The sequence below is a fragment of the Prochlorococcus sp. MIT 0604 genome (assembly GCF_000757845.1).
In the GTDB taxonomy this organism is placed as follows: Bacteria; Cyanobacteriota; Cyanobacteriia; order PCC-6307; family Cyanobiaceae; genus Prochlorococcus_A.
In genome coordinates, this window is sequence record NZ_CP007753.1 from 867,661 (window position 1) to 888,781 (window position 21,121).

The 21,121-nt window shown below is 28.8% G+C and carries 16 protein-coding genes; 12 read left to right on the forward strand and 4 right to left on the reverse strand.

Going from position 1 to position 21,121, the window contains the following annotated elements:
* Positions 1 to 8: 8 nt before the first annotated feature.
* The 3 genes from uvrC to EW14_RS04810 all read left to right on the forward strand — a co-directional run bounded on the left by uvrC (position 9) and on the right by EW14_RS04810 (position 3,262).
* The gene (gene uvrC, locus EW14_RS04800; protein ID WP_042850375.1) at positions 9 to 1,967 is read left to right on the forward strand and encodes an excinuclease ABC subunit UvrC; all 1,959 of its coding nucleotides are present in this window, start codon (positions 9 to 11) and stop codon (positions 1,965 to 1,967) included.
* 88 nt (positions 1,968 to 2,055) lie between these two features.
* Positions 2,056 to 2,622: a protoporphyrinogen oxidase HemJ gene (gene hemJ, locus EW14_RS04805; protein ID WP_042850377.1), complete on the forward strand. Its 567-nt coding sequence runs from the start codon at positions 2,056 to 2,058 to the stop codon at positions 2,620 to 2,622.
* Positions 2,615 to 3,262: a PHP domain-containing protein gene (locus EW14_RS04810; protein ID WP_042850378.1), complete on the forward strand. Its 648-nt coding sequence runs from the start codon at positions 2,615 to 2,617 to the stop codon at positions 3,260 to 3,262. The genes hemJ and EW14_RS04810 overlap by 8 nt, the downstream gene beginning before the upstream one ends.
* Before the next feature lies 1 nt (position 3,263).
* Here the strand turns inward: EW14_RS04810 and cobN are convergent, their stop codons facing one another.
* Positions 3,264 to 7,001, reverse strand: a complete 3,738-nt coding sequence (gene cobN, locus EW14_RS04815; RefSeq protein WP_042850379.1) for a cobaltochelatase subunit CobN — start codon at positions 6,999 to 7,001, stop codon at positions 3,264 to 3,266.
* A gap of 72 nt (positions 7,002 to 7,073) precedes the next feature.
* Here cobN and EW14_RS04820 point away from each other — a divergent pair, with 72 nt between their 5' ends.
* Positions 7,074 to 7,988, forward strand: a complete 915-nt coding sequence (locus EW14_RS04820; RefSeq protein ID WP_042850380.1) for a branched-chain amino acid transaminase — start codon at positions 7,074 to 7,076, stop codon at positions 7,986 to 7,988.
* A gap of 18 nt (positions 7,989 to 8,006) precedes the next feature.
* Positions 8,007 to 11,573 carry a methionine synthase gene (gene metH, locus EW14_RS04825; RefSeq protein WP_042850381.1) on the forward strand — a complete coding sequence of 1,189 codons (3,567 nt, stop codon included), beginning with the start codon at positions 8,007 to 8,009 and terminating at the stop codon, positions 11,571 to 11,573.
* A 9-nt stretch (positions 11,574 to 11,582) separates the two neighbouring features.
* On the opposite strand, the gene EW14_RS04830 is transcribed toward metH, so the two are convergent.
* Positions 11,583 to 11,801, reverse strand: coding sequence for a hypothetical protein (locus EW14_RS04830; RefSeq protein ID WP_042850382.1), 219 nt, complete (start codon positions 11,799 to 11,801; stop codon positions 11,583 to 11,585).
* Between the two features lie 99 nt (positions 11,802 to 11,900).
* Here EW14_RS04830 and EW14_RS04835 point away from each other — a divergent pair, with 99 nt between their 5' ends.
* From EW14_RS04835 to EW14_RS04850, 3 genes are all read left to right on the forward strand, one after another.
* Positions 11,901 to 12,284, forward strand: a complete 384-nt coding sequence (locus EW14_RS04835) for a DUF2237 family protein (RefSeq protein ID WP_042850383.1) — start codon at positions 11,901 to 11,903, stop codon at positions 12,282 to 12,284.
* 48 nt (positions 12,285 to 12,332) lie between these two features.
* Positions 12,333 to 13,163: a DUF4922 domain-containing protein gene (locus tag EW14_RS04840; RefSeq protein ID WP_042850384.1), complete on the forward strand. Its 831-nt coding sequence runs from the start codon at positions 12,333 to 12,335 to the stop codon at positions 13,161 to 13,163.
* A 327-nt stretch (positions 13,164 to 13,490) separates the two neighbouring features.
* Complete coding sequence (locus tag EW14_RS04850) at positions 13,491 to 14,498, forward strand: molecular chaperone DnaJ (RefSeq protein ID WP_042850385.1); 1,008 nt, start codon at positions 13,491 to 13,493, stop codon at positions 14,496 to 14,498.
* Between the two features lie 421 nt (positions 14,499 to 14,919).
* On the opposite strand, the gene EW14_RS04855 is transcribed toward EW14_RS04850, so the two are convergent.
* Together EW14_RS04855 and pheT are read right to left on the reverse strand one after the other, a co-directional pair.
* Positions 14,920 to 15,168 carry a hypothetical protein gene (locus EW14_RS04855; protein ID WP_042851309.1) on the reverse strand — a complete coding sequence of 83 codons (249 nt, stop codon included), beginning with the start codon at positions 15,166 to 15,168 and terminating at the stop codon, positions 14,920 to 14,922.
* A 105-nt stretch (positions 15,169 to 15,273) separates the two neighbouring features.
* Positions 15,274 to 17,718, reverse strand: a complete 2,445-nt coding sequence (gene pheT, locus EW14_RS04860; RefSeq protein WP_042850386.1) for a phenylalanine--tRNA ligase subunit beta — start codon at positions 17,716 to 17,718, stop codon at positions 15,274 to 15,276.
* A 101-nt stretch (positions 17,719 to 17,819) separates the two neighbouring features.
* On the opposite strand from pheT, the gene rpmG reads away from it, so the two are divergent.
* From rpmG to metG, 4 genes are all read left to right on the forward strand, one after another.
* Positions 17,820 to 18,014 (forward strand): 50S ribosomal protein L33, encoded by a 195-nt coding sequence (rpmG, locus tag EW14_RS04865; RefSeq protein WP_002805540.1) that lies wholly within the window; start codon positions 17,820 to 17,822, stop codon positions 18,012 to 18,014.
* A 17-nt stretch (positions 18,015 to 18,031) separates the two neighbouring features.
* Positions 18,032 to 18,253: a 30S ribosomal protein S18 gene (rpsR, locus tag EW14_RS04870; RefSeq protein ID WP_002806014.1), complete on the forward strand. Its 222-nt coding sequence runs from the start codon at positions 18,032 to 18,034 to the stop codon at positions 18,251 to 18,253.
* A gap of 45 nt (positions 18,254 to 18,298) precedes the next feature.
* Positions 18,299 to 19,483 carry a ribonuclease catalytic domain-containing protein gene (locus tag EW14_RS04875; protein ID WP_042850387.1) on the forward strand — a complete coding sequence of 395 codons (1,185 nt, stop codon included), beginning with the start codon at positions 18,299 to 18,301 and terminating at the stop codon, positions 19,481 to 19,483.
* 68 nt (positions 19,484 to 19,551) lie between these two features.
* Entirely contained in the window at positions 19,552 to 21,096 is a 1,545-nt protein-coding gene (gene metG, locus EW14_RS04880) for a methionine--tRNA ligase (RefSeq protein WP_042850389.1), read from the forward strand.
* The last annotated feature ends 25 nt before the right edge of the window (positions 21,097 to 21,121 follow it).

Sequence of the window (21,121 nt, forward strand, 5' to 3'; positions counted from 1 at the left end):
CATCATAAATGAGTAATTCCTCTATCGAAAAAATAGATAATAAATATAATTTTAAAATTGAATATAAATTAATTTATAATAAGGAGTTATTAAAATCAAGATTATCCGAAATTCCAAAGTCATCTGGTTGTTATCTTTTCAAAGATATAGATAATAACTTACTTTATATCGGTAAATCTAAAAAACTACGCAGTAGAGTAAGTAGTTATTTCAATAATTATTCAGATTTAACTCCCCGATTAAGTTTGATGGTTCGTCAAATAACTGAAATAGAAATAATAGTCACCGATAGCGAATATGAAGCATTAAATTTAGAGTCCAATTTAATTAAAACAAACAAACCATACTTTAATATTCTTTTAAAGGATGATAAGAAATATCCATATCTTTGCATAACTTGGAGTGAAAAATATCCTCGAATATTTATTACAAGAAGAAGAAGAAATAGAAATAATTTAGATAGATATTATGGACCTTATGTAGATGTCGGATTATTAAGGAGAACATTATTTACCATAAAAAAAATATTTCCACTTAGACAAAGGCCAAGGCCAGTCTATAAAGATAGAACTTGTTTGAATTATTCAATAGGAAGATGTCCAGGTGTTTGCCAAGAAGTAATATCATCTGAAGATTATAAAAAAATAATTAAACAAGTATCTATGATATTTCAGGGAAGGAATGATGACTTAGAAATATTTTTACAAAAAAAAATGTTGCAATTATCAAATGATTTAGATTATGAGAATGCAGCAAAAATAAGGGACCAAATTTCAGGTTTAAAATTATTAACTGAATCACAAAAAATATCAATACCAGATTCTTCAATTAATAGAGATATCTTTGGAATTGTTTCAGAAAAAAATGTAGCTAGTATACAAATTTTCCAAATGAGATCTGGTAAGCTCATTGGGAGAATTGGTTATAGTCAAAAATTAAATAATGAAGATGAAAGTCTTATTCTAAAAAGGGTATTAGAAGAGCATTATATGAATGTTGAATGCGTAGAAATACCTTCAGAAATTCTTATTCAATATAAACTTCCAAAACAAATAACATTAGAGGATTGGTTAACGGAGCTAAGAAAAAAGAAAGTAAAAATTATAATACCGAAAAGAAATAAAAAACATGAAACTGTAGAGATGGTTTTAAAAAATGCGAAATTGGAATTAGATAGAATATTAAATGGGATACAAGATAATGAATCATCAATTGAGGATCTTGCCCAAATACTTGAATTAAGCGAACAACCTAAAAGAATTGAAGGTTATGATATAAGCCATATTCAAGGTACAGACCCAGTAGCATCACAAGTCGTATTTATTGATGGAATTCCTTCTAAACAGCATTATAGGAAATATAAAATTAAAGATCCAAACGTTTTTATAGGACATAGTGATGATTTTGCTTCGATATATGAAGTAATACATAGAAGGTTTAGGAAATGGTCAATATTTAAAAAAAACGGAGGGGATTTTTCAATATTAAATGATAAAAGGAATAGTAAATTAGACAATGAACTTCTATCAGATTGGCCAGATTTAATAATGATTGACGGAGGTAAAGGGCAGTTAAATTCTGCTATTAAAGCATTAAAAGAATTAAATCTTGAGGAAGAAGTTACTATATGTTCATTGGCAAAAAAAAATGAAGAAATATTTATTCCAGGCTTTACAAAGTCTATTGATACTGATGAAAATCAAAAAGGAGTTCTTCTATTAAGAAGGATAAGAGATGAAGCCCATAGATTTGCATTATCTTTTCATAGAGAAAAAAGATCTAAGAGAATGAATAGATCACAATTGTCCCAAATCAGTGGATTAGGCCCAACAAGAATAAGAGAATTGCTTGAGCATTTTAAATCAATAGACGCAGTAAGAATAGCTACTAAAGAGGATTTATCAAAAGTTAAAGGACTTGGAAAAAATTCAGTAAATGATATATATGAATATTTTCACGAGTTATAAATATTAATTAATTTTTGAAAAATAGATTTCTTGATATTGTTATATATAACTATATTAAAAATATATATATAGAAATTAATCTAGAAATTTGACAGCTGAAACATATCTCTGGTTTAAATCACTCCACATTATTGGTGTAATCGTTTGGTTCTCGGGACTTTTTTATTTAGTAAGACTTTTTATATATCATGAAGAATCTAAAAAAATGGATAATGAGTTAAAGATTGCCTTTAATAAACAATACACCCTGATGGAAAAAAGACTGGCAAATATAATCACAACTCCTGGGATGATATTAGCTTTAAGTATGGCTATATGCATGGTTATTATGCAGCCAAGTTGGTTAAGTGAGAAGTGGTTGCAAATTAAAATTTCTTTTGTTTTGGGATTAGTAATTTATCATTCTTATTGTTATAAAATAATGTATTCATTGCAAAATGGTACCTCAACCATCTCAGCAAAAAACCTTAGATTATTAAATGAATTGCCTACTTTGTTATTATTTATAATTGTACTTTTAGTTATATTTAAAAATAATTTTCCAACCAGTGTTGCAACATGGAGTGTAGTGGGACTTGTTATTTTCATGTTGGCTTCAATACAATTATATGCAAAGATTAGAAAGAAAAATGAGAATTCATTAAGTAATGAATAGGGAATACTTAATAAAATTAACTTCCAATATTAATAAATATAGTTGTCCTAAAAATATTAATTTCCACTGTCATACAAAATTTAGTGATGGAAGTCTAGAACCGCATGAACTTTTAGAACAAGCTTATCAAAATAACTTAAAATTTTTATCAATAACCGATCACCATACAATTAAAGCTCATGAATATATAAAAAAAAATAATATACTCAAAAATTATCCTGAAGATTCTTTTACATTAATTTCCGGAATAGAAATTAATTGTTTGATTCTAGGATGTTTAGTACATGTAATTGGATTGGGAATAGATATTAAAAGTAGATACCTAAATCCCTACATCCTTGGAGAATCTCCAATAGGTAATGATTTAAATATTAAATCAGTTACTAAAGCAATAAATTTATCTGGTGGTTTATCATTTCTTGCACATCCAGCGAGGTACAGGATTCCCTTTTATAAATTAATTCCAGAGGCCAAAATACATGGTATTGATGGAATAGAGGTTTGGTACGATTATGAACTTAATGAAGTATGGAATCCTAGTTTATTTGTATGCTCAGAAATAGATAAATTAGCAGATAAATATTCAATGCTAAAAACATGCGGAACAGATAGTCATGGACTTTCACTGTTAGGCAGATAATTCAGAATTCGTTTTTTTCAATTATTGAATCAGTATTAATAATTATGTTCTTTAAATTTTCAATGACATCAGAAGAACAATTATTCCACATTTTTCTATTAACAATTTCAAGAAATCTTTGTGCAATATCTCTTAAAGCCCACGGATTATTTTCTAAAAAGAAATTCCTAAGATCCCGATCACATAGCCATGATTTATAAACTTCCTCATAACACCAATCTGAAACTACTTCAGTAGAAGCATCAAAAGCATATAAGTAATCTAGTGTCGCTGAAAATTCAAACGCTCCTTTATAACCATTATCCTTCATTCCATTTATCCATTTAGGGTTAAGTATTCTTGATATAACAACTTTATTAATTTCTTCTTGTAATTTTGAAATTTTAGATAATCCAAATTTAGATAAATCACCATGATACATTTCAGGTAATTTACCGCTCAATTTTTTTACTGCTGAAGATAAACCACCTTGAAACTGATAATAGTCATCAGAATCTAAAATATCATGTTCCTTATTATCTTGGTTATGAACAACTAACTGCACATTTTTAAGAGCATTTTCTAATGATTTTTTATCCTCTATAGGTTCAAGATTATCACTATAAATCCACTTACTCCAATTAAGAAAAGATTCTCCAAAATCATCTATATTTTCCCAATTAGAATTTGAAATTAGTTCTTGTAGACCAGCACCATATGAACCTGGTGCTGACCCAAATATACGATTAATTGGATCACCATTCTTTAATGCTCCAGCAAGAGGATTAAATTTATCAATCTCATTCAGATTAGAAATTAGATTTATTGCTTTAGAAGTTAATTTCACTAACTGAGGAAATGCATCTCTAAACATTCCTGAGATCCTTAATGTAACATCTACTCTTGGCCTATCGAGAACAGTTAAAGGGATAATTTCTAAGTCAACTACTCTTCTTGATGGTCCATCCCAAATAGGTTGTATGCCTAATAAATATAATATTTGACAAATGTCTTCCCCACCATTTCGCATGGTGGACGTTGCCCATACAGATATTGCTATATGTTTTAAATCTTCTCCATTTTCTTGTTTGTATAAATCAATAATTTGAGAAGCAGATTTACAACCAACACTCCATGCTGATTCAGTGGGTAGTCCCCTCGCATCAACTGAAAAGAAATTTTTACCAGTAGGTAAAGCTTCAGTTTTACCTCTCGTAGGAGCTCCAGATGGACCACTTTTTACATATTTGCCATTTAATGAATTAATAAATGATATTTTTTCATCATATGAAGAATTAATGATTGGATTTAGTATCTCATTTTTTAATAATAAAAAATAATTATTATGTTTTTTATCATTAAAGAAATAATCTATTATTTTCTGATTTTTATATTTGTCTAAATATTTTATATTGTTTTTCTTTTTGTAAAAAAACAAATAAATAATATATTTTGCTTGTTGTTCCAAAAAGTCAATAGCCATTCTAAAATTTAAAATTTTTTTATTTGAAAACCTCAATAATATTTTTTTATCCTTTTCTGTTAACTTCTGATCATATTTATTTGTCCAAGGATTCAAATCTAGTTTTAAATTTTTCGCCAGATATTGAACAACACCAATTCGTTTTGCATTTGGGACTCTAGCAATACACAAGAATAAATTTATTTCATTAATATCATTCTGTCTACTGCCAAATACATGCAAACCTGTTCTAATTTGAGATTCTTTAATTTTGCAAAGAAAGGAATCAATTTCTTCTATTTGCAAATTTTTATTCTTTAAGGTAATTTCACTAAAATCTTTTTTAATTAATTCAAAAATGGAGTTTTCTATTATCTCAATACGATTTGAATTTAATAACTTCGCTTCAAAATATTCGTCTAAATAACTTTCTAATATTGAATATTTTCCATATAGTTCTGACCTATCCAAAGGAGGTGTTAAATGATCAATAATTGTGGCAGCAGTTCTTCTTTTAGCTTGGGATCCTTCTCCAGGATCATTTACGATAAAGGGATATATATTAGGTATTGCTGGACAAATAATATTTGGAAAACATTTATGGCTGAGACCTATTGATTTGCCAGGTAACCATTCAACAGTCCCATGTTTACCAATATGGCATATAGCATTTGCATTAAAAACTTTTTCTATCCAAAAATATTGAGCTAAATATCTATGGGGAGGTGGAAGATCAGGAGAATGAATATCTCTATCAGTGTAAGCGTCATAACCACGTTGAGGTTGAATCAATAATGTTATTTTTCCAAATCTAAGACCATTTATTGAGAAGCCTTTATTATCTAGATCGATTGCCTCAGATGGTTTACCCCAACGATTAACAATAATATTTTTTGGATCATTTTCTAAATAATTCCAATATTTTAAATACTCACAAAGTGGTAAGAAATCTAATGGTTCATTATTTTGAGATTCAATATCATTGGTTCTAGTTTTGATAAGCATTGACATTAATTCCGAAGAATCTTGAGGATAATTACAAGATCCAAGGTCATAACCTTCTTCTTTTAACCAATTAAGAATATTTATTATTGAGGATGGTGTATTTAGACCAACGCCATTACCGATTCTTCCATTCTTTACTGGATAATTACTTATTAGTAAACAAATTCTTTTATCAAAATTATTAAGTTTCTGAAGTTTCACATAATTTGTTGCTAATTTTGAAATCCATCGAATACCTACTTGATCAGCTTTATAACTCGTTATTTCACTATATAGTGTATTTTTCTTAGAAATTATTTCTTTAAATGCTGAAGGACAGGTAGTAATTCTTCCATCAAATTCGGGAATAATTATTTGCATTAATAAATCAGATGAATTCATTCCAATAGATGAATTTAACCACTTTTTTCTTGATGTATTAGAAGAAAGAAGCTGTAAAATTGGAATTTTAAGAGAAGTAAAAATATTTGTTGAATTTTCAATTAAATCGTTATTTTTGATTTGAGATGACGAAAATGAAGTTGTGGTAATTATTAGTTTAATATCTTCTTTTTTAAAAATCTCAATTAATTTCTTCTGAATAATATGATCTTTTAGTGTTGAAATAAAAAATGTTTTAGGAGATAGTCCGCATTCTCTTAATTGCAAGTTAAGTTTTTCGTTCACTTCAATTTCATTAGCCAAAAAAAGTGATTTATAGGATATTATTCCTATCTTTTCGCCTTTTTCATTTTTCCAATCATGTAAATATGGATCTGCATAAAAAGTAATATTTAAAAACTCATCAGGAATTAATTTTTCATCTACAACTAAATAATTTAAACAATTAAGAAACTTTCTATAATTATCCATCCCTCCAGATCTTAGTAATCTAGAAATATTTAATGCAATATTTTTATCTATACTACTTATTTCGCATAAGGAAATTTCCTGATCAATGGTACCTGATAGGATTACTAACTTCCTATTTTTATTAACTGCTTGCCAATTTAAAAGTTGTTCAATTCCGTAGTTCCATGTACCTTTATCTCCAAATATTCTAAGTACGACAACTTTTGCATAATTAATTGTTTTTAATAAATAATTATCTATTTGAGCTGAGGAATTTAAATTAGAAATTTCTAATGCTCTTATATTATTTTTTAATGAATCAAATTCTTTTTCTAAAAATAAGTTTGATATAAGATTTAAATCAGCCTTGACACTTGTTATAAAAATAAAATCTGCAGGTGGTTGCTCAATTAAATCATCCTTATTCTTTTCATTTCCAGCTATATTTATTATCCTGTGCATTTTTATATATAAATAAGGTTTAGAATACGTAAGTAGGATAAAACAATTTTACCTTAATTAAATAAATTAAATATGCATGAATTTCTTCCATACGCCTGGTTCGAAGGTAAATGTATTCCATTTAAAGAAGCAAAAATATCAATAGCTACTCATGCACTACATTACGGTACTGCTGCATTTGGAGGAATGCGAGCGATACCTAACCCAACAAACAAAGATGAATTCCTTTTGTTTAGAACTGATAAACATATAAAAAGGTTATCTCAAAGTGCAAAATTACTCTTAACTGAAATTTCTGAAGAATATATTTTTAAAGCCTTAGAAGAAGTTATAAAAAGAAACAAGCCAGAAAAACCTATTTATATAAGACCATTTGTATATACAAGCGATTTAGGTATAGCTCCAAGATTACACAATATTGAAACAGATTTCTTTATTTATTGTATTGAACTAGGAGATTATCTATCACCAGATGGTGTTTCTTGTAGAATGAGTAGCTGGACAAGACAAGAAGATAGATCTCTCCCCTTAAGAGGAAAAATAAGTGGAGCATATATTACTAGTTCATTAGCCAAAACAGAAGCTAGTTTATCGGGTTTTGATGAAGCCCTGCTATTAAATTCAAGTGGTAAGGTAAGCGAAGCTAGTGGTATGAATTTATTTATTGTAAGGAATGGGGACTTAATCACTCCTGGTGTTGATCAAGATATCCTTGAGGGGATTACTAGAGCTAGTGTAATTGAATTAGCAAAATCATTTGGAATAAATGTAGTTGAGAGGCCTGTTGATAAAACAGAATTATTAATAGCAGATGAAGTTTTTCTAACTGGTACAGCAGCAAAAATTACACCAGTTAAAAAAATTGAATCAACTGAATTAAATGTTGAAAGACCAATAATGAATAAATTAAAAAGTAAGCTTATAGAAATAACAGAAGGTCGTTCTCAAGACTATGATAATTGGGTAACGAGAATTTCACTAAAATAAATTAATTTTTGCCTAAAAATGGAATCTTTCAGAACCTATCTAAATAGAGATGAAAAACCATTAATTATTTTTGACGGAGGTACTGGAACATCTTTTCAGAACTTAAATCTTACTGCAGATGACTTTGGAGGAAAAGAATTAGAGGGATGTAATGAAAACCTTGTTTTATCATCGCCAGAGGTAGTTGAGAAGGTTCATAATTCATTTTTAGAAGCAGGTTGTCATGTTATAGAAACTAATACATTTGGAGCCTCATCAATAGTCCTTGATGAATATGATATTGCTGATAAGGCTTATGAGATAAATAAAAATGCAGCATTTATAGCAAAAAAAGCTGCTGCCAAATACTCATCAGTTGATAAACCAAGGTTTGTAGCAGGTTCAATTGGGCCAACAACTAAATTACCCACCTTAGGACATATAGATTTTGATGAATTAAAGCAATCATATAAAGAACAAATTTATGGTCTTATAGATGGAGGAGTTGATCTTCTTTTGATTGAAACATGTCAGGATGTTTTACAAATTAAATCTGCCTTATTAGCATCAAAAGAAATTCTTGAAAGTAAAAATATTGATATACCTTTAATGGTATCTATAACAATGGAAACAACAGGTACTATGCTTGTTGGATCTGATATTGCTTCTGCATTAACAATATTAGAGCCATTTAATATAGATATCCTCGGACTTAATTGTGCAACTGGTCCAGAGCAAATGAAGGAACATATTAAATATTTGTCTGAAAATTCTCCCTTCGCTATAAGCTGTATTCCCAATGCAGGTCTTCCTGAAAATATTGGTGGTGTAGCTCACTATAGATTAAAGCCAATAGAATTAAAGATGCAGTTAATGAATTTTATATATGACTTTAATGTTCAATTAATAGGTGGATGTTGTGGGACAACACCTGAACATATAAAGTACCTGTCTTTAATAATCGATGAAATTATTGATAATGAAAGGACTAACAACAATGGTAAGAAAAATTCAAGCGGTTTTATTCCATCTGCCTCATCAATATATAACTCTGTGCCATATAAACAAGACAATTCAATTTTGATAGTAGGAGAAAGATTAAATGCAAGTGGATCGAAAAAGGTAAGGGAGTTATTAAATAACGACGATTGGGATGGCTTAGTTGCAATTGCCAAGCAACAACAAAAAGAAAATGCTCACGTTCTTGATGTAAATGTCGATTATGTAGGCAGAGACGGAGTGAAAGATATGAAAGAAATAACTTCAAGACTAGTTACCAATATAAATTTACCCTTAATGATTGACTCTACAGATGCTGACAAAATGGAAAGTGGATTAAAGTCAGCTGGTGGTAAATGTATTATAAATTCAACCAATTACGAAGATGGCAATGAAAGGTTTGATCAAGTTTTAAATTTAGCCTTAGCGTATGGTTCAGGTCTTGTTGTCGGAACAATCGATGAAGATGGAATGGCAAGGAATTCAGAAAAAAAATATAAGATTGTCAAACGAGCGATTAATAGAACAAGAGAATGTGGTTTGTCAGATTATGAGCTATTTTTTGATCCATTAGCTCTGCCAATATCTACAGGGATAGAAGAAGATAGATTAAACGCTAAAGAAACTATTAGTGCTATATTAAAAATTCGTGAAAATTTCCCAGATATTCATATCATACTTGGGATATCAAACATTAGTTTTGGTCTTTCACCATTATCAAGAATTAATCTAAATTCAATATTTTTAGATGAATGCATTAAAGCAGGATTGGATTCTGCAATTATCGCACCAAATAAAATTTTGCCATTCTCAAAAATTTCTGAAGAAACTAAAAAGCTTTGCCTAGATTTGATTTATGATAAAAGAGAATTTGAAGATGATATTTGTATTTATGATCCATTAGTAGAATTAACAAAGGCTTTTCAAGATTTATCTATTCAAGATTTCAAAAAAGCATCTTCAGAAAATAAAAACCTAACTCTTGAAGAAAGTCTGAAAAATCATATTATTGATGGAGAAAAAATAGGGTTAGAGGATCAATTAAATAAAGCGTTAAAAAAATATAAACCTCTTGAAATAATTAATACCTTTTTACTAGATGGAATGAAAGTTGTAGGAGATTTATTTGGCTCAGGTCAAATGCAATTGCCATTTGTACTCCAATCCGCTGAAACAATGAAATTTGCTGTTTCAATTTTAGAACCATATATGGAAACTGTAGATGAAAACATATCAAATGGAAAACTCTTAATTGCAACCGTCAAAGGCGATGTACATGATATTGGAAAAAATTTGGTAGATATCATACTTACAAATAATGGTTATGACGTAATAAATCTAGGAATAAAGCAAGATGTTTCAGCAATTATAGATGCACAAAAAAAACACAATGCTGATTGCATCGCTATGAGCGGATTACTTGTTAAATCAACTGCTTTTATGAAAGATAATTTAGAGGCTTTTAACAATGAAAATATTAGTGTACCAGTAATATTAGGAGGCGCAGCCTTAACCCCAAAATTTGTAAATGAGGACTGCAGCAAAATATATAAAGGGAAAATATTGTATGGAAAAGATGCGTTCACTGATCTTAAATTTATGAATGAATATATGGATAATAAGAAAAAGGGTAATTGGTCAAATACAGAGGGTTTCATTAAAGATAAGGGTATAAATATTAATTTAGCCTCATCAAAATCAAACTCTCAAGCTGTTAAAAAATCAATATCCATACATACCGAGACTACCAAATTAAATTTAAAAGAAAATTTTATCAGATCTAAATTTATTAATGAAGAAAATCCAATTCAAGCCCCTTTCTTGGGAACGAATGTCTTGAACGATATTGATATAGATTTAAATAAGTTAATATTTTATTTAGATACAAAAGCACTATTTAGCGGCCAATGGCAAATAAAAAAAGGAAAAAACCAAAGTGTAGATGAATACAATAACTATTTGGAGTCATTTGCTAAACCATTGTTAGATAAATGGTTGGAGATAATTATAGAGAAAAAACTTATATCACCCAAAGCAGTTTATGGATATTTCAGATGCGGCAGAAAAAATAATAGTATTTTCTTATTTGATGAGAAATCATTAAATAAAATTTCTCAATTTAATTTTCCACGACAAAAATCTGGAAATAATTTATGCATAGCTGATTTTTATTGTGATTTAAAAAATGACAAACCGATAGATATATTTCCTATGCAGGCAGTAACCATGGGCGATATTGCTAGTGAATATTCTCAAAAATTATTTAAAGAAGATAAATATAGCGATTATTTGTTATTCCATGGACTTACAGTGCAATTAGCAGAAGCTCTAGCTGAGTATGTCCATGCATTAATTCGTATTGAATGTGGTTTTAGGTCTGAAGAACCAGACAAAAATAGAGAAATACTAGCTCAAAAATATAGAGGAGCTAGATATTCTTTTGGTTATCCTGCATGTCCAAAAGTATCTGATTCAAACATACAATTATCATTGTTGGATGCAAAAAGAATAAAATTGACCATGGATGAATCTGAACAACTTCATCCAGAACAAAGTACTACAGCTATCATTTCACTACACTCGAAAGCTAAATATTTCAGCGCTTAAGCTAAATTTTTAGTTGTTTTCTAAATATTCAATAATTTCTTCCTTTAGTTCTTCCATCGTTTCATTATCACCCAGATCAAGTCCCTCACCCGCGGCATCCTGTGTTAACTCAAGATAAAATGAAGCACCATCACTAGATAAAAATTCTAATGCGGAAGTTTCATCACTATCTTTAAAAGCTTCATAAAGAGCTTTAAATGCAATGTTTTCAGTAAAGTCCCAATCCATAATGAAAAAAACCTTATTAGAATTATTACCTCCTTACCCCCCATACTCGTCAACCTTTTTTAAAGAAATGTTGGTGTTTTATTATTATTAAAAAAATCTATGACCATAAATAATCAAAATCAGTTAAATGTTCTTGGACAAGAAATTGAGATTTGTAGTTGCGCTCCTATGACAGGGTGGTTCAGGGATGGATTTTGCAACTATGACAAAAATGATGGAGGGAATCATTCCATATGTTGTGTAATGGATGATAATTTCCTGAAATATAGTAAATCACAAGGTAATGATTTAATAACTCCCATGCCTATTTATTCCTTCCCAGGACTAAAGGATGGTGATCATTGGTGTATTTGTCTTGATAGGTGGAAGCAAGCATTATTAGACGGTCTTGCGCCAAAAGTCATATTAGAATCAACGAATATTGTAGTCTTAGAATCAGTACCTCTTGAAACATTGAAAGAATATCAATTTAATAAAAAGTAATTACAAGTTTATTTTTTTTTTTAAAATGATAATGATAAATTTTTTTAAATGAGTTTAGAAATATATTGGAAAAAGGCACTAGAACAAACTCAATTATCAATTGATGATGAATCATTATATCCTCTCAAAACTGTTATTATTACAAGAGATTTATATGAAAAAGACGACTTCATAATTAGGAAACTCGATACTTCAAAATTTAATAAAAAAAAAATTTATGGTCCTAAGCAAAATCCTTTTTGTCCTTGGGAAAAGATACTAGAAATTGATAAAATTGGTGATAATCATCAATTAATATTAAATAAGTACCCTGTACAAAAAGGTCATATTTTACTTATTACAAATGAATGGAAACCTCAAAATGGATGGTTAGATATTAAAGATTGGAGAGCGATCCAACAAGTTAATAAAGATACTAGTGGATTATGGTTTTTCAATAGTTCTCCAATTGCGGGAGCAAGTCAACCTCACAGACATTTTCAACTTCTGCGTAGATCTAAAGGTGAGATATCATGCCCTAGAGAAAAGTGGTTTTTAGAGATGAACTCATATCAAGATCTAGAGAGTAAGCTTAAAAAAAATATTATTGTATCCAAATTTAATTTTTTAGAAAATCCATCATGTCTTTTTGAATTTTATTTAGAATTATGCAAGAAATTAGGACTTGGGGACCCTATTAATGATAAGAAACCGATATATCCTTACAATATATTAATAACTAATAAATGGATCGCTATTATAAAAAGAAAAAATGATCATATTCATGGTTTTAGTATTAACGGTTTAGGATTTGCAGGATATCTATTAGTAACTGAAAATTCAAATATTAATTATTTAAAGAAATATGGCCCTGAAAAACTTCTAGAAAGTTTTGTTTGAATACTAGTTAGTTACTTCAACTTCCTTATCCCTGCTTATTTGGCTTTCAAGAACTTCTATAGAGGCTGTTACGGAGGCAATTTTACGTTCAAGTGAATCCTTAATATAATTGAGCATTTCTAATTTCTTGTGTTGATAAAAACTCTTTTTTTCTTTAGATGACTTGAAATAACAATTAAACATTTTTTTGCTTTATTATAAAAAGATACTTAATTGACTTGCGACATAAAAATAAATTGGTTTTAATTTAAAAACAATATTCCGTATGGACTTTCAATTTTTTTTGAATAAAATTAAATAAATTCCATACTATTCAAGAAAATATTATTGAATATTCCTGAAAATTCAAATACAAAAAGAATTTCAATTGATTTACCTGAGGAACTAATTTTCAGGTTTGATCAATTACGAAAAGATTGGGGATTTAGAGCAAGAGGACCTGTAATAGAAAAGATACTTAAAGAACTTCTTCAAGAAGATGATTTACTACCTAAGAACCAACAGCAAGAAATAGACTTTAACGAGAATAATAATGAAAATTTAAATATTGATGAAGATACTGCATTGGTATTAATTAAATCAGACGTAAAAAAAGAAGTTAATGAGATATCCTTGAATAAAAGATCTACAAATAAAAATCAATATAAAGAAAAAGCTAACTCAAACATAAGCCTTCCCAATTTTGTTGAAAAAAAAGTAAAGAATCTAAGAAGAAGTATTAATAGTGAAAAATTAAAGGAGAATATTAATGATATTCAAATTAATACAATTAATGAAACTGAATTAATAAAATGTCGTGTTGAGTTAATTAGTCATTGGAAAACCTTATATGGATCAGTTCCTAATGATCATGTAGTAGAAGCTTCGATGGATTGGTTTGAAAGAGATATATGGCCAAATCTTGATGGAACTGAAAATCTACCCTTTACGTGGAGTTCAGCCAATAAATTAATGTCAGAATTATGTCCATTTTGGATAAAGAAAAATCCATCCCTTGAAATTGTTTTATTAATGATTGGCGTTTTAGAAGACCCTTTTGCTACATCAGACCTGATAAATAGAATACCAACACTTATGAGAAGGTTTGTAAGTAGATTTAAGCGAAATAATAGATCAAATTCATTTGAAACTTTGGACTCAACAATGACAGTACATGGAGCACTTAAATTATTGAATTTATCAACATCTGCAGGATCCGCTCATACGTTTCGTAAAATTAGAGAGGCCTATAAATCAATAGCCTTAGAGACGCACCCAGATGCTGGAGGATCAACAGATCAAATGAGAAAACTAAATGAAGCGTATCAATTGCTAAAAAATCTATATAGAAATTAGTATACTGATTCTCAAATAAGACTATTTACAAGTCTAATTAATAGTCTCATATAAGAGAGATGTTAAGTTTAATATTTATATTTATCATCAAATATTTTTTATTCAATTTTAACGAAACAATTATTATGTATAAATGAAATTTAAATATAAAATACTTTTAAAAAATGAGAATTACTTTGTATAGTACTTCTCATATAGGACTTAATATTAGTCTACTATTGAGTCTAAAAATAGATAAATAATATAAATTAATTATCAAATTTTATGAATCATTCTCAAACTGTTTATTGCCTAGGAAAAATTAAAAATTGAATAATAAATCGATAAACTATGTCCTTTAAATGTCCAAAAGATTAATAAGGGCTAGAAAGCAAAGCTATATATGGCTTTTGTTTCTTGTCGTACTGCCTTAAAGACAGTACTACTTAGATTGAAGCTTTTCAATGGCAGTTTGTTTATCAATACTAGGAACATCGCTTAATCCATTAGCATCAAACCAAGGGGCACTAGCCCAATCAAATCCTTCGCCAAAAGTATTATCTGGTGCAGTTATATACCAGTGACATGACGCATCTGGAATGTCAACAGCACATTTTGACCAATCATCTGACCACTGAGGGACTTGTACCCACAGCACTGAAGATAGAAGTAAAGATAGAAGATTAATCATGGTCATTATCATACAACATTAAATACTTTTATAGGATTATTATCTATCTTATATAAGAATTATATATAGACTAGTTTATAGTCTCATATGAGATTAATGATATACCTAATTCCTCAATTTAGTGCTAAAACGTTTTTCAACATTAGAAATTATATTTGAATGTATTGATGTAATGTCCGAGTCCAGTAATGTTTTATCTTTATCTCTATAAGATAATCTAAATGTATAACTTATATGATCATCTCCAAATTTAGTATCTTCAAAAACATCAAGTAAATTTACATCCTCTAAGAGATGTTTTCCTGTTTTTCTTATTTGTGATATTATTTCGTTGATTAAAAATTTCTTACTGAAAACAAAATTTATATCCCTTTCGATTTTCGGAACAATTGGATAATGCTTATATATTGGAATCCATTTATTTTTTCTTGTACTAGCTCCCAAGAGGTTAGAAACATTTATGTTAAATAAATAAACTTTTTTTAATGACTTCTTGTCTAATATTAATTTGGGATGTATTTCACCAAAATAACCTGCATCTTTCCCTTCAATAAATAATTTAGCTGTTCTTCCTGGATGAAGAAAATCAATTGAATCAGTAGGTTTATCATCAATTTTTATGTTCAAAGATGATAAAGCCTCCTTTAACTTTCCTCTGGCCTGGAAATAATTAAGATCGTTATCCTTACCCGAATTTATCCATTTCCCAAATTTTTTATTTCCATAAATCGCACCATTCAAAACTTCTTCTTGAATAAACTCATTTTTCTTTTGAAAAACATTTCCAATTTCAAATATATAACAACTTGCTTGTCCAGCTTTTATATTACGGTTAACTATCTCCAAATGTTCTTTCCAGATATTATCTCTAAGGCAGCTTGTTTCTAATAACAAAGGATTAGAAATCTTTATAAGTTTTTCATCATCTTCAGGAACAAGAGAGTAGCTTAGTACCTCGTTAAAACCATTTTCTATAAAACCATTTTTTACTTTTCTCAATGCCGACTGTCCTGATGACAATTTACCAGGCTTAATTGGATTAGGAAGTTTTAAGTCGAATCTGTCATACCCTATTAATCTAGCTATTTCTTCAATTAAATCTATTTCTCTTATTAAATCATGTGATCTATTAGGAATTACTGCTACATCCCAACCATATTCTTTATTCTTTAAAGTACAACCTATGAGTGTTAATTTATTAACTATTTCATTATCAGATAAATTTCTTTTTTCAAATTGATCGTTAATTATTAATGGACCAAGTATTTTATGTATTCGATTTCTCCGTAGTTTAATAAATATATCCTCATTACTTATTAAATTTGAAGTATTGATGATTGGTGAATTAATAGAAAAATATTCTTCTAAAAGATTAATTGCCCTTGTTACTGCATTTATTGTATTTTTTGATGAAATCCCTTTTTCATACCTGCTGCTAGATTCTGTTCTTATGCCAACCGCCTTGGAAGATTTTCTTATAGTAACTGGATTAAAAACAGCGCCCTCAAGGTAAATAGATGAGGTAGTATTACTTACAGAAGTCTCTAAACCGCCTATAACACCTGCAATAGCTACAGGTTTATCACAACAAGTAATAACTGTGATATTCTCATTTAAGTCATATTCTTTACCATCTAAGCAAATAAGGCTTTCGGTATCCTGGCCTTTTCTTACAGAGAAATCTTCTGGAGAAACTTCCTTACCAATTAAGTTTGACAGCTTATCTTTATCAAACGCATGCAAAGGTTGACCTTGTTCTAAAAGAATATAATTTGTCAAATCAACTAGAAGATTAATAGATTTTATACCTGATTTTTCTATACGGTCTTTAAGCCAATTTGGTGATAATTTCTCTCCATTTACCCCATCAATGCAGCTTATTGTATAAATGCAATTAGATTCTATAGCCTCTGAACAAAGTTTAATTCCCTTAAGTAAATGAATATTGTATTTATGGATTAATTTTGGAAAATTTAAGGTGGATTCTAAAAGGGCAGAAATTTCACGGGCTATACCTATAACAGACATTCCATCAGGTCTATTAGCTGTAATGGCTAAATTATATATAAAATCATTTAATTGAAGAATGTCAGACCCTGGAGTGCCCAATTCATGTTTTAGGGCCAAATCTTCATCAATGATCTCTATCCCTTTGCTAGAGTCCTCTAAACCAAGTTCCTGCAGTGAACATATCATTCCTTCACTCATGACACCTCTAATTTCACTTCTTTTAATAGTTAAATCAACTGCATTTAATTTCGCGCCGACAGTAGCAACATAAACATAAATATTTGGTTTAATATTGCGTGCACCACAGATAATTTGTAAATTCTTTGAATTACCAATATCGACTTGGCAAATTGAAAGTTTGTCAGATCCTTCGTGTTTTAAGACAGATAGTACCTTACCTAAAACAACGCCATTAAGATTTTTTGAACAATCTTCTAATGATTCAACCTCAAATCCACCAATAGACAATTTCTCAGAGAGATCATCAGGAGTAGAAGTAATTTCTACTAAATTTTTCAACCAATTTTGAGAAACTTTCATATATATTTTTTAATCAACGATGATAAAAGAAATGAGTATATCTTCAAAAAAGTTTGTTGAAGATGTACAATAGAAAATTATACAATAAAGTATTAATTAAAATGGCCAAAAAAGGGACAAGAGTTGTAGTGACCCTGGAATGTACTGAAGCTAGGACAAGCACAGATCCTAAGAGATCAAATGGTGTCTCAAGATATACTACTGAAAAGAATCGTAGAAATACAACCGAGAGATTAGAACTAAAAAAGTTTAATCCTCATTTAAACAGAATGACAATTCACAAAGAAATTAAGTAATCAAATCAAATTAAATCATGCCTAATTCAATTTTCAAAAAACAATTATCACCTATCAAACCAGGAGATCCTATTGACTATAAGGATGTAGAACTACTAAAAAAATTCATAACTGAAAGGGGCAAAATCCTACCAAGAAGAATGACAGGTTTAACCTCTAAGCAACAAAGAGATCTCACATTAGCTGTTAAGAGAGCCAGAATTGTAGCTCTTTTACCCTTCGTAAACCCTGAAGGATAATTTCATATTGAATATAGTTGGCAAAATAATTAATATTTCAAATATTTGAAAGATTTAACTTATTTAAAAACATATATTATTGACTCTGATGATCCACATGAGGTAGATGACGCCATTTCATTAGAAATAAAAGAAGGAAATAAAAAAAATTTATGGATACATATTAGTAATCCATGCAAACTCTTTTTGCATGACTCTAATATTGATTTAAATGCAAGAAAGAGAAATAGCAGTTTATATTTAATTGATCAATATGTCCCAATGCTTCCTAAGGACATTCGTGAAAAGGCAAATCTAGCTCAAAATAAAGTTTCAGAAACTATTAGCGCAGCATTAGAATTCAATGACGATGGATCAATAAATAAATATGAAATAACTGAAGCAATTATAAAACCAAAATATCAATTAACATATGAAGATGCAAATGAAATATTAGAAATAGAACCGAAAGAAGAAATAGAATTAATTGAGATTAAAAATTTATTAGAAAAGAGTATTACATTCAGAAAGAAACAAGGAGCAATTATTTTTGAAAGTCCTAATAATAAAATTAAATTATATGAGAATAAGATTATACTAACTAAATTAGAGAAAACAATATCACAAATTATAGTTGCAGAATCTATGATTTTAATGGGTTATGTTACAAGTTTATTTTTAGATAAATATAATTTAGCGGCTGCTTTTAGAATTCAAAAAATAAACTGTAATCCATCTGAAATACTCAATAGATACAATGATAGTGATATTAAATATATAATATTGAAACAATACATGGGAAGAAGTTACATAACTACTAAGCCAGGAATTCATGAATCATTAGGCCTTAAAATGTATGTACAATGTACATCACCATTAAGAAGATATCTTGATTTAATTATACAAAGGCAAGTCTATAGCAAAATTAATAATTACGATGTTCTAAGTAAAGATTCAGTCTCTAAGATTATTGACTATTCAAAAAATAGACAATCAGAGAATAGTAATATATTTAGAAATGATAAATTTAAATATTTAACATTATTTTTTAAGAATGAAAATAAACCTTTTTATAAAATAATATTCGTTAAGTGGATTAATCATAAAAAAAATATTGCTTTGGTTTATTTTCCAGATTACTCACTAGAAATCCTTATTACTCTTTTTGTATCAATAGAAATATATAGTAATAAAATATATAAAGTTAAATATAATATAAATGATAGTAATCTTTTAGAATTTATTTATTAATAAAATAATATATACAATGGTTTGTTATTAGTTTAAAAAATATCTGTTAGTATTAATAAAAAAGCTTTATGACTTTTGTCATTACTACACCTTTATACTATGTTAATGATAAACCTCATTTAGGAAGTGTATATACAACAATAATTTGTGACTCAATAGCTAGGTATAAAAGGCTTGCAGGTGAAGATGTTATTTTCATCACTGGCGTTGATGAACATGGATTGAAAATACAAAGAACAGCTAATGAAAAGGGTATTGAACCAAAATCACATTGTGATGAAATCTCAGAAGTCTTTAATAATAATTGGAAAGATTGGAATATATCCTTTGACAAATTTATAAGAACAAGCTCAAAAAATCATGAATTTGTTGTTAATGAATTTTATGAAAGAGTAAAAGCATCAGATGATATCTATATGGGAGTTCAAAAAGGTTGGTATTGTGTCGGTTGTGAAGAATTTAAAGATAATCCAGAAAACTCATCAACATACAAGTGCCCAATACATCAAAAAAATCTAGAATGGAAAAATGAAGAGAATCTCTTTTTTAGGCTTTCAAAATATCAAAAGGATATCGAGAAAATAATCAACGAACCCTCTTTTATAGAGCCAATAGAAAGAAAGAATGAAATTATAAATTTTGTTTCTAGAGGTTTAAAAGATTTTTCAATTTCAAGAACAAATGTTACGTGGGGAATTCCTGTCCCTGGCTACGATAACCATACCTTTTATGTTTGGTTTGATGCTTTACTTGGATATGTAAGTGCCATTAGTTCTGATGTGACAGAACATTCATTGGAAAAATCAATTAATGGAGGATGGCCAGCTGATGTTCATTTAATTGGTAAGGATATTCTGAGATTCCATGCTGTATATTGGCCTGCAATGCTCATTTCTGCCAAAATGAAAGTTCCTAAAAAGGTTTTTGGGCACGGATTTCTTACAAGAGAGGGGCAAAAAATGGGTAAAAGCTTAGGAAATGTACTCGACCCTGATTTATTGCTTACGAAATATGGAAATGATCCTGTAAGGTGGTACCTCATAAAAGACATATCACTAGGAAATGATGGAGATTTTCAAGATAAAAGATTTGTTGACATTATCAATAATGACTTGGCTAATACAATTGGTAATTTATTAAATAGAACATCATCTATGTCTAGAAAGTGGTTTGATAATAAAGTGCCAAATAATGAAAAAATTTTAAGCGAAAATAAATTAGAGAATTTTGCAAAAATTGTAGTTGAAAACTATATTTATAACTTTGATAACTACAAATTAGATTTAGCAGCTGATGAAGTACTTAGTCTCGCAATTAATACAAATTTGTATTTGAATGATAATCAGCCATGGCTGCTAATAAAAGAGAAAGATAATCTACCTCTAGTTAAAGAAATTATTTATAACGTTTTAGAAAGTACACGAATAATAGGATTATTATTACTACCTTTATTGCCCGAATTATCTACAAAAATTAATGAACAACTTGGCTCTATATACAGAGAGGAAATTCCTTGGAAAAAACAATTAATTTGGGGATTATTAGTTGGCAACTCAAGTCTTCCTAAACCCACTCCAATCATAAATAAACTCGATTATGAGCAAAAATTATAGATTAATAATTTTCCTTCCATTATTT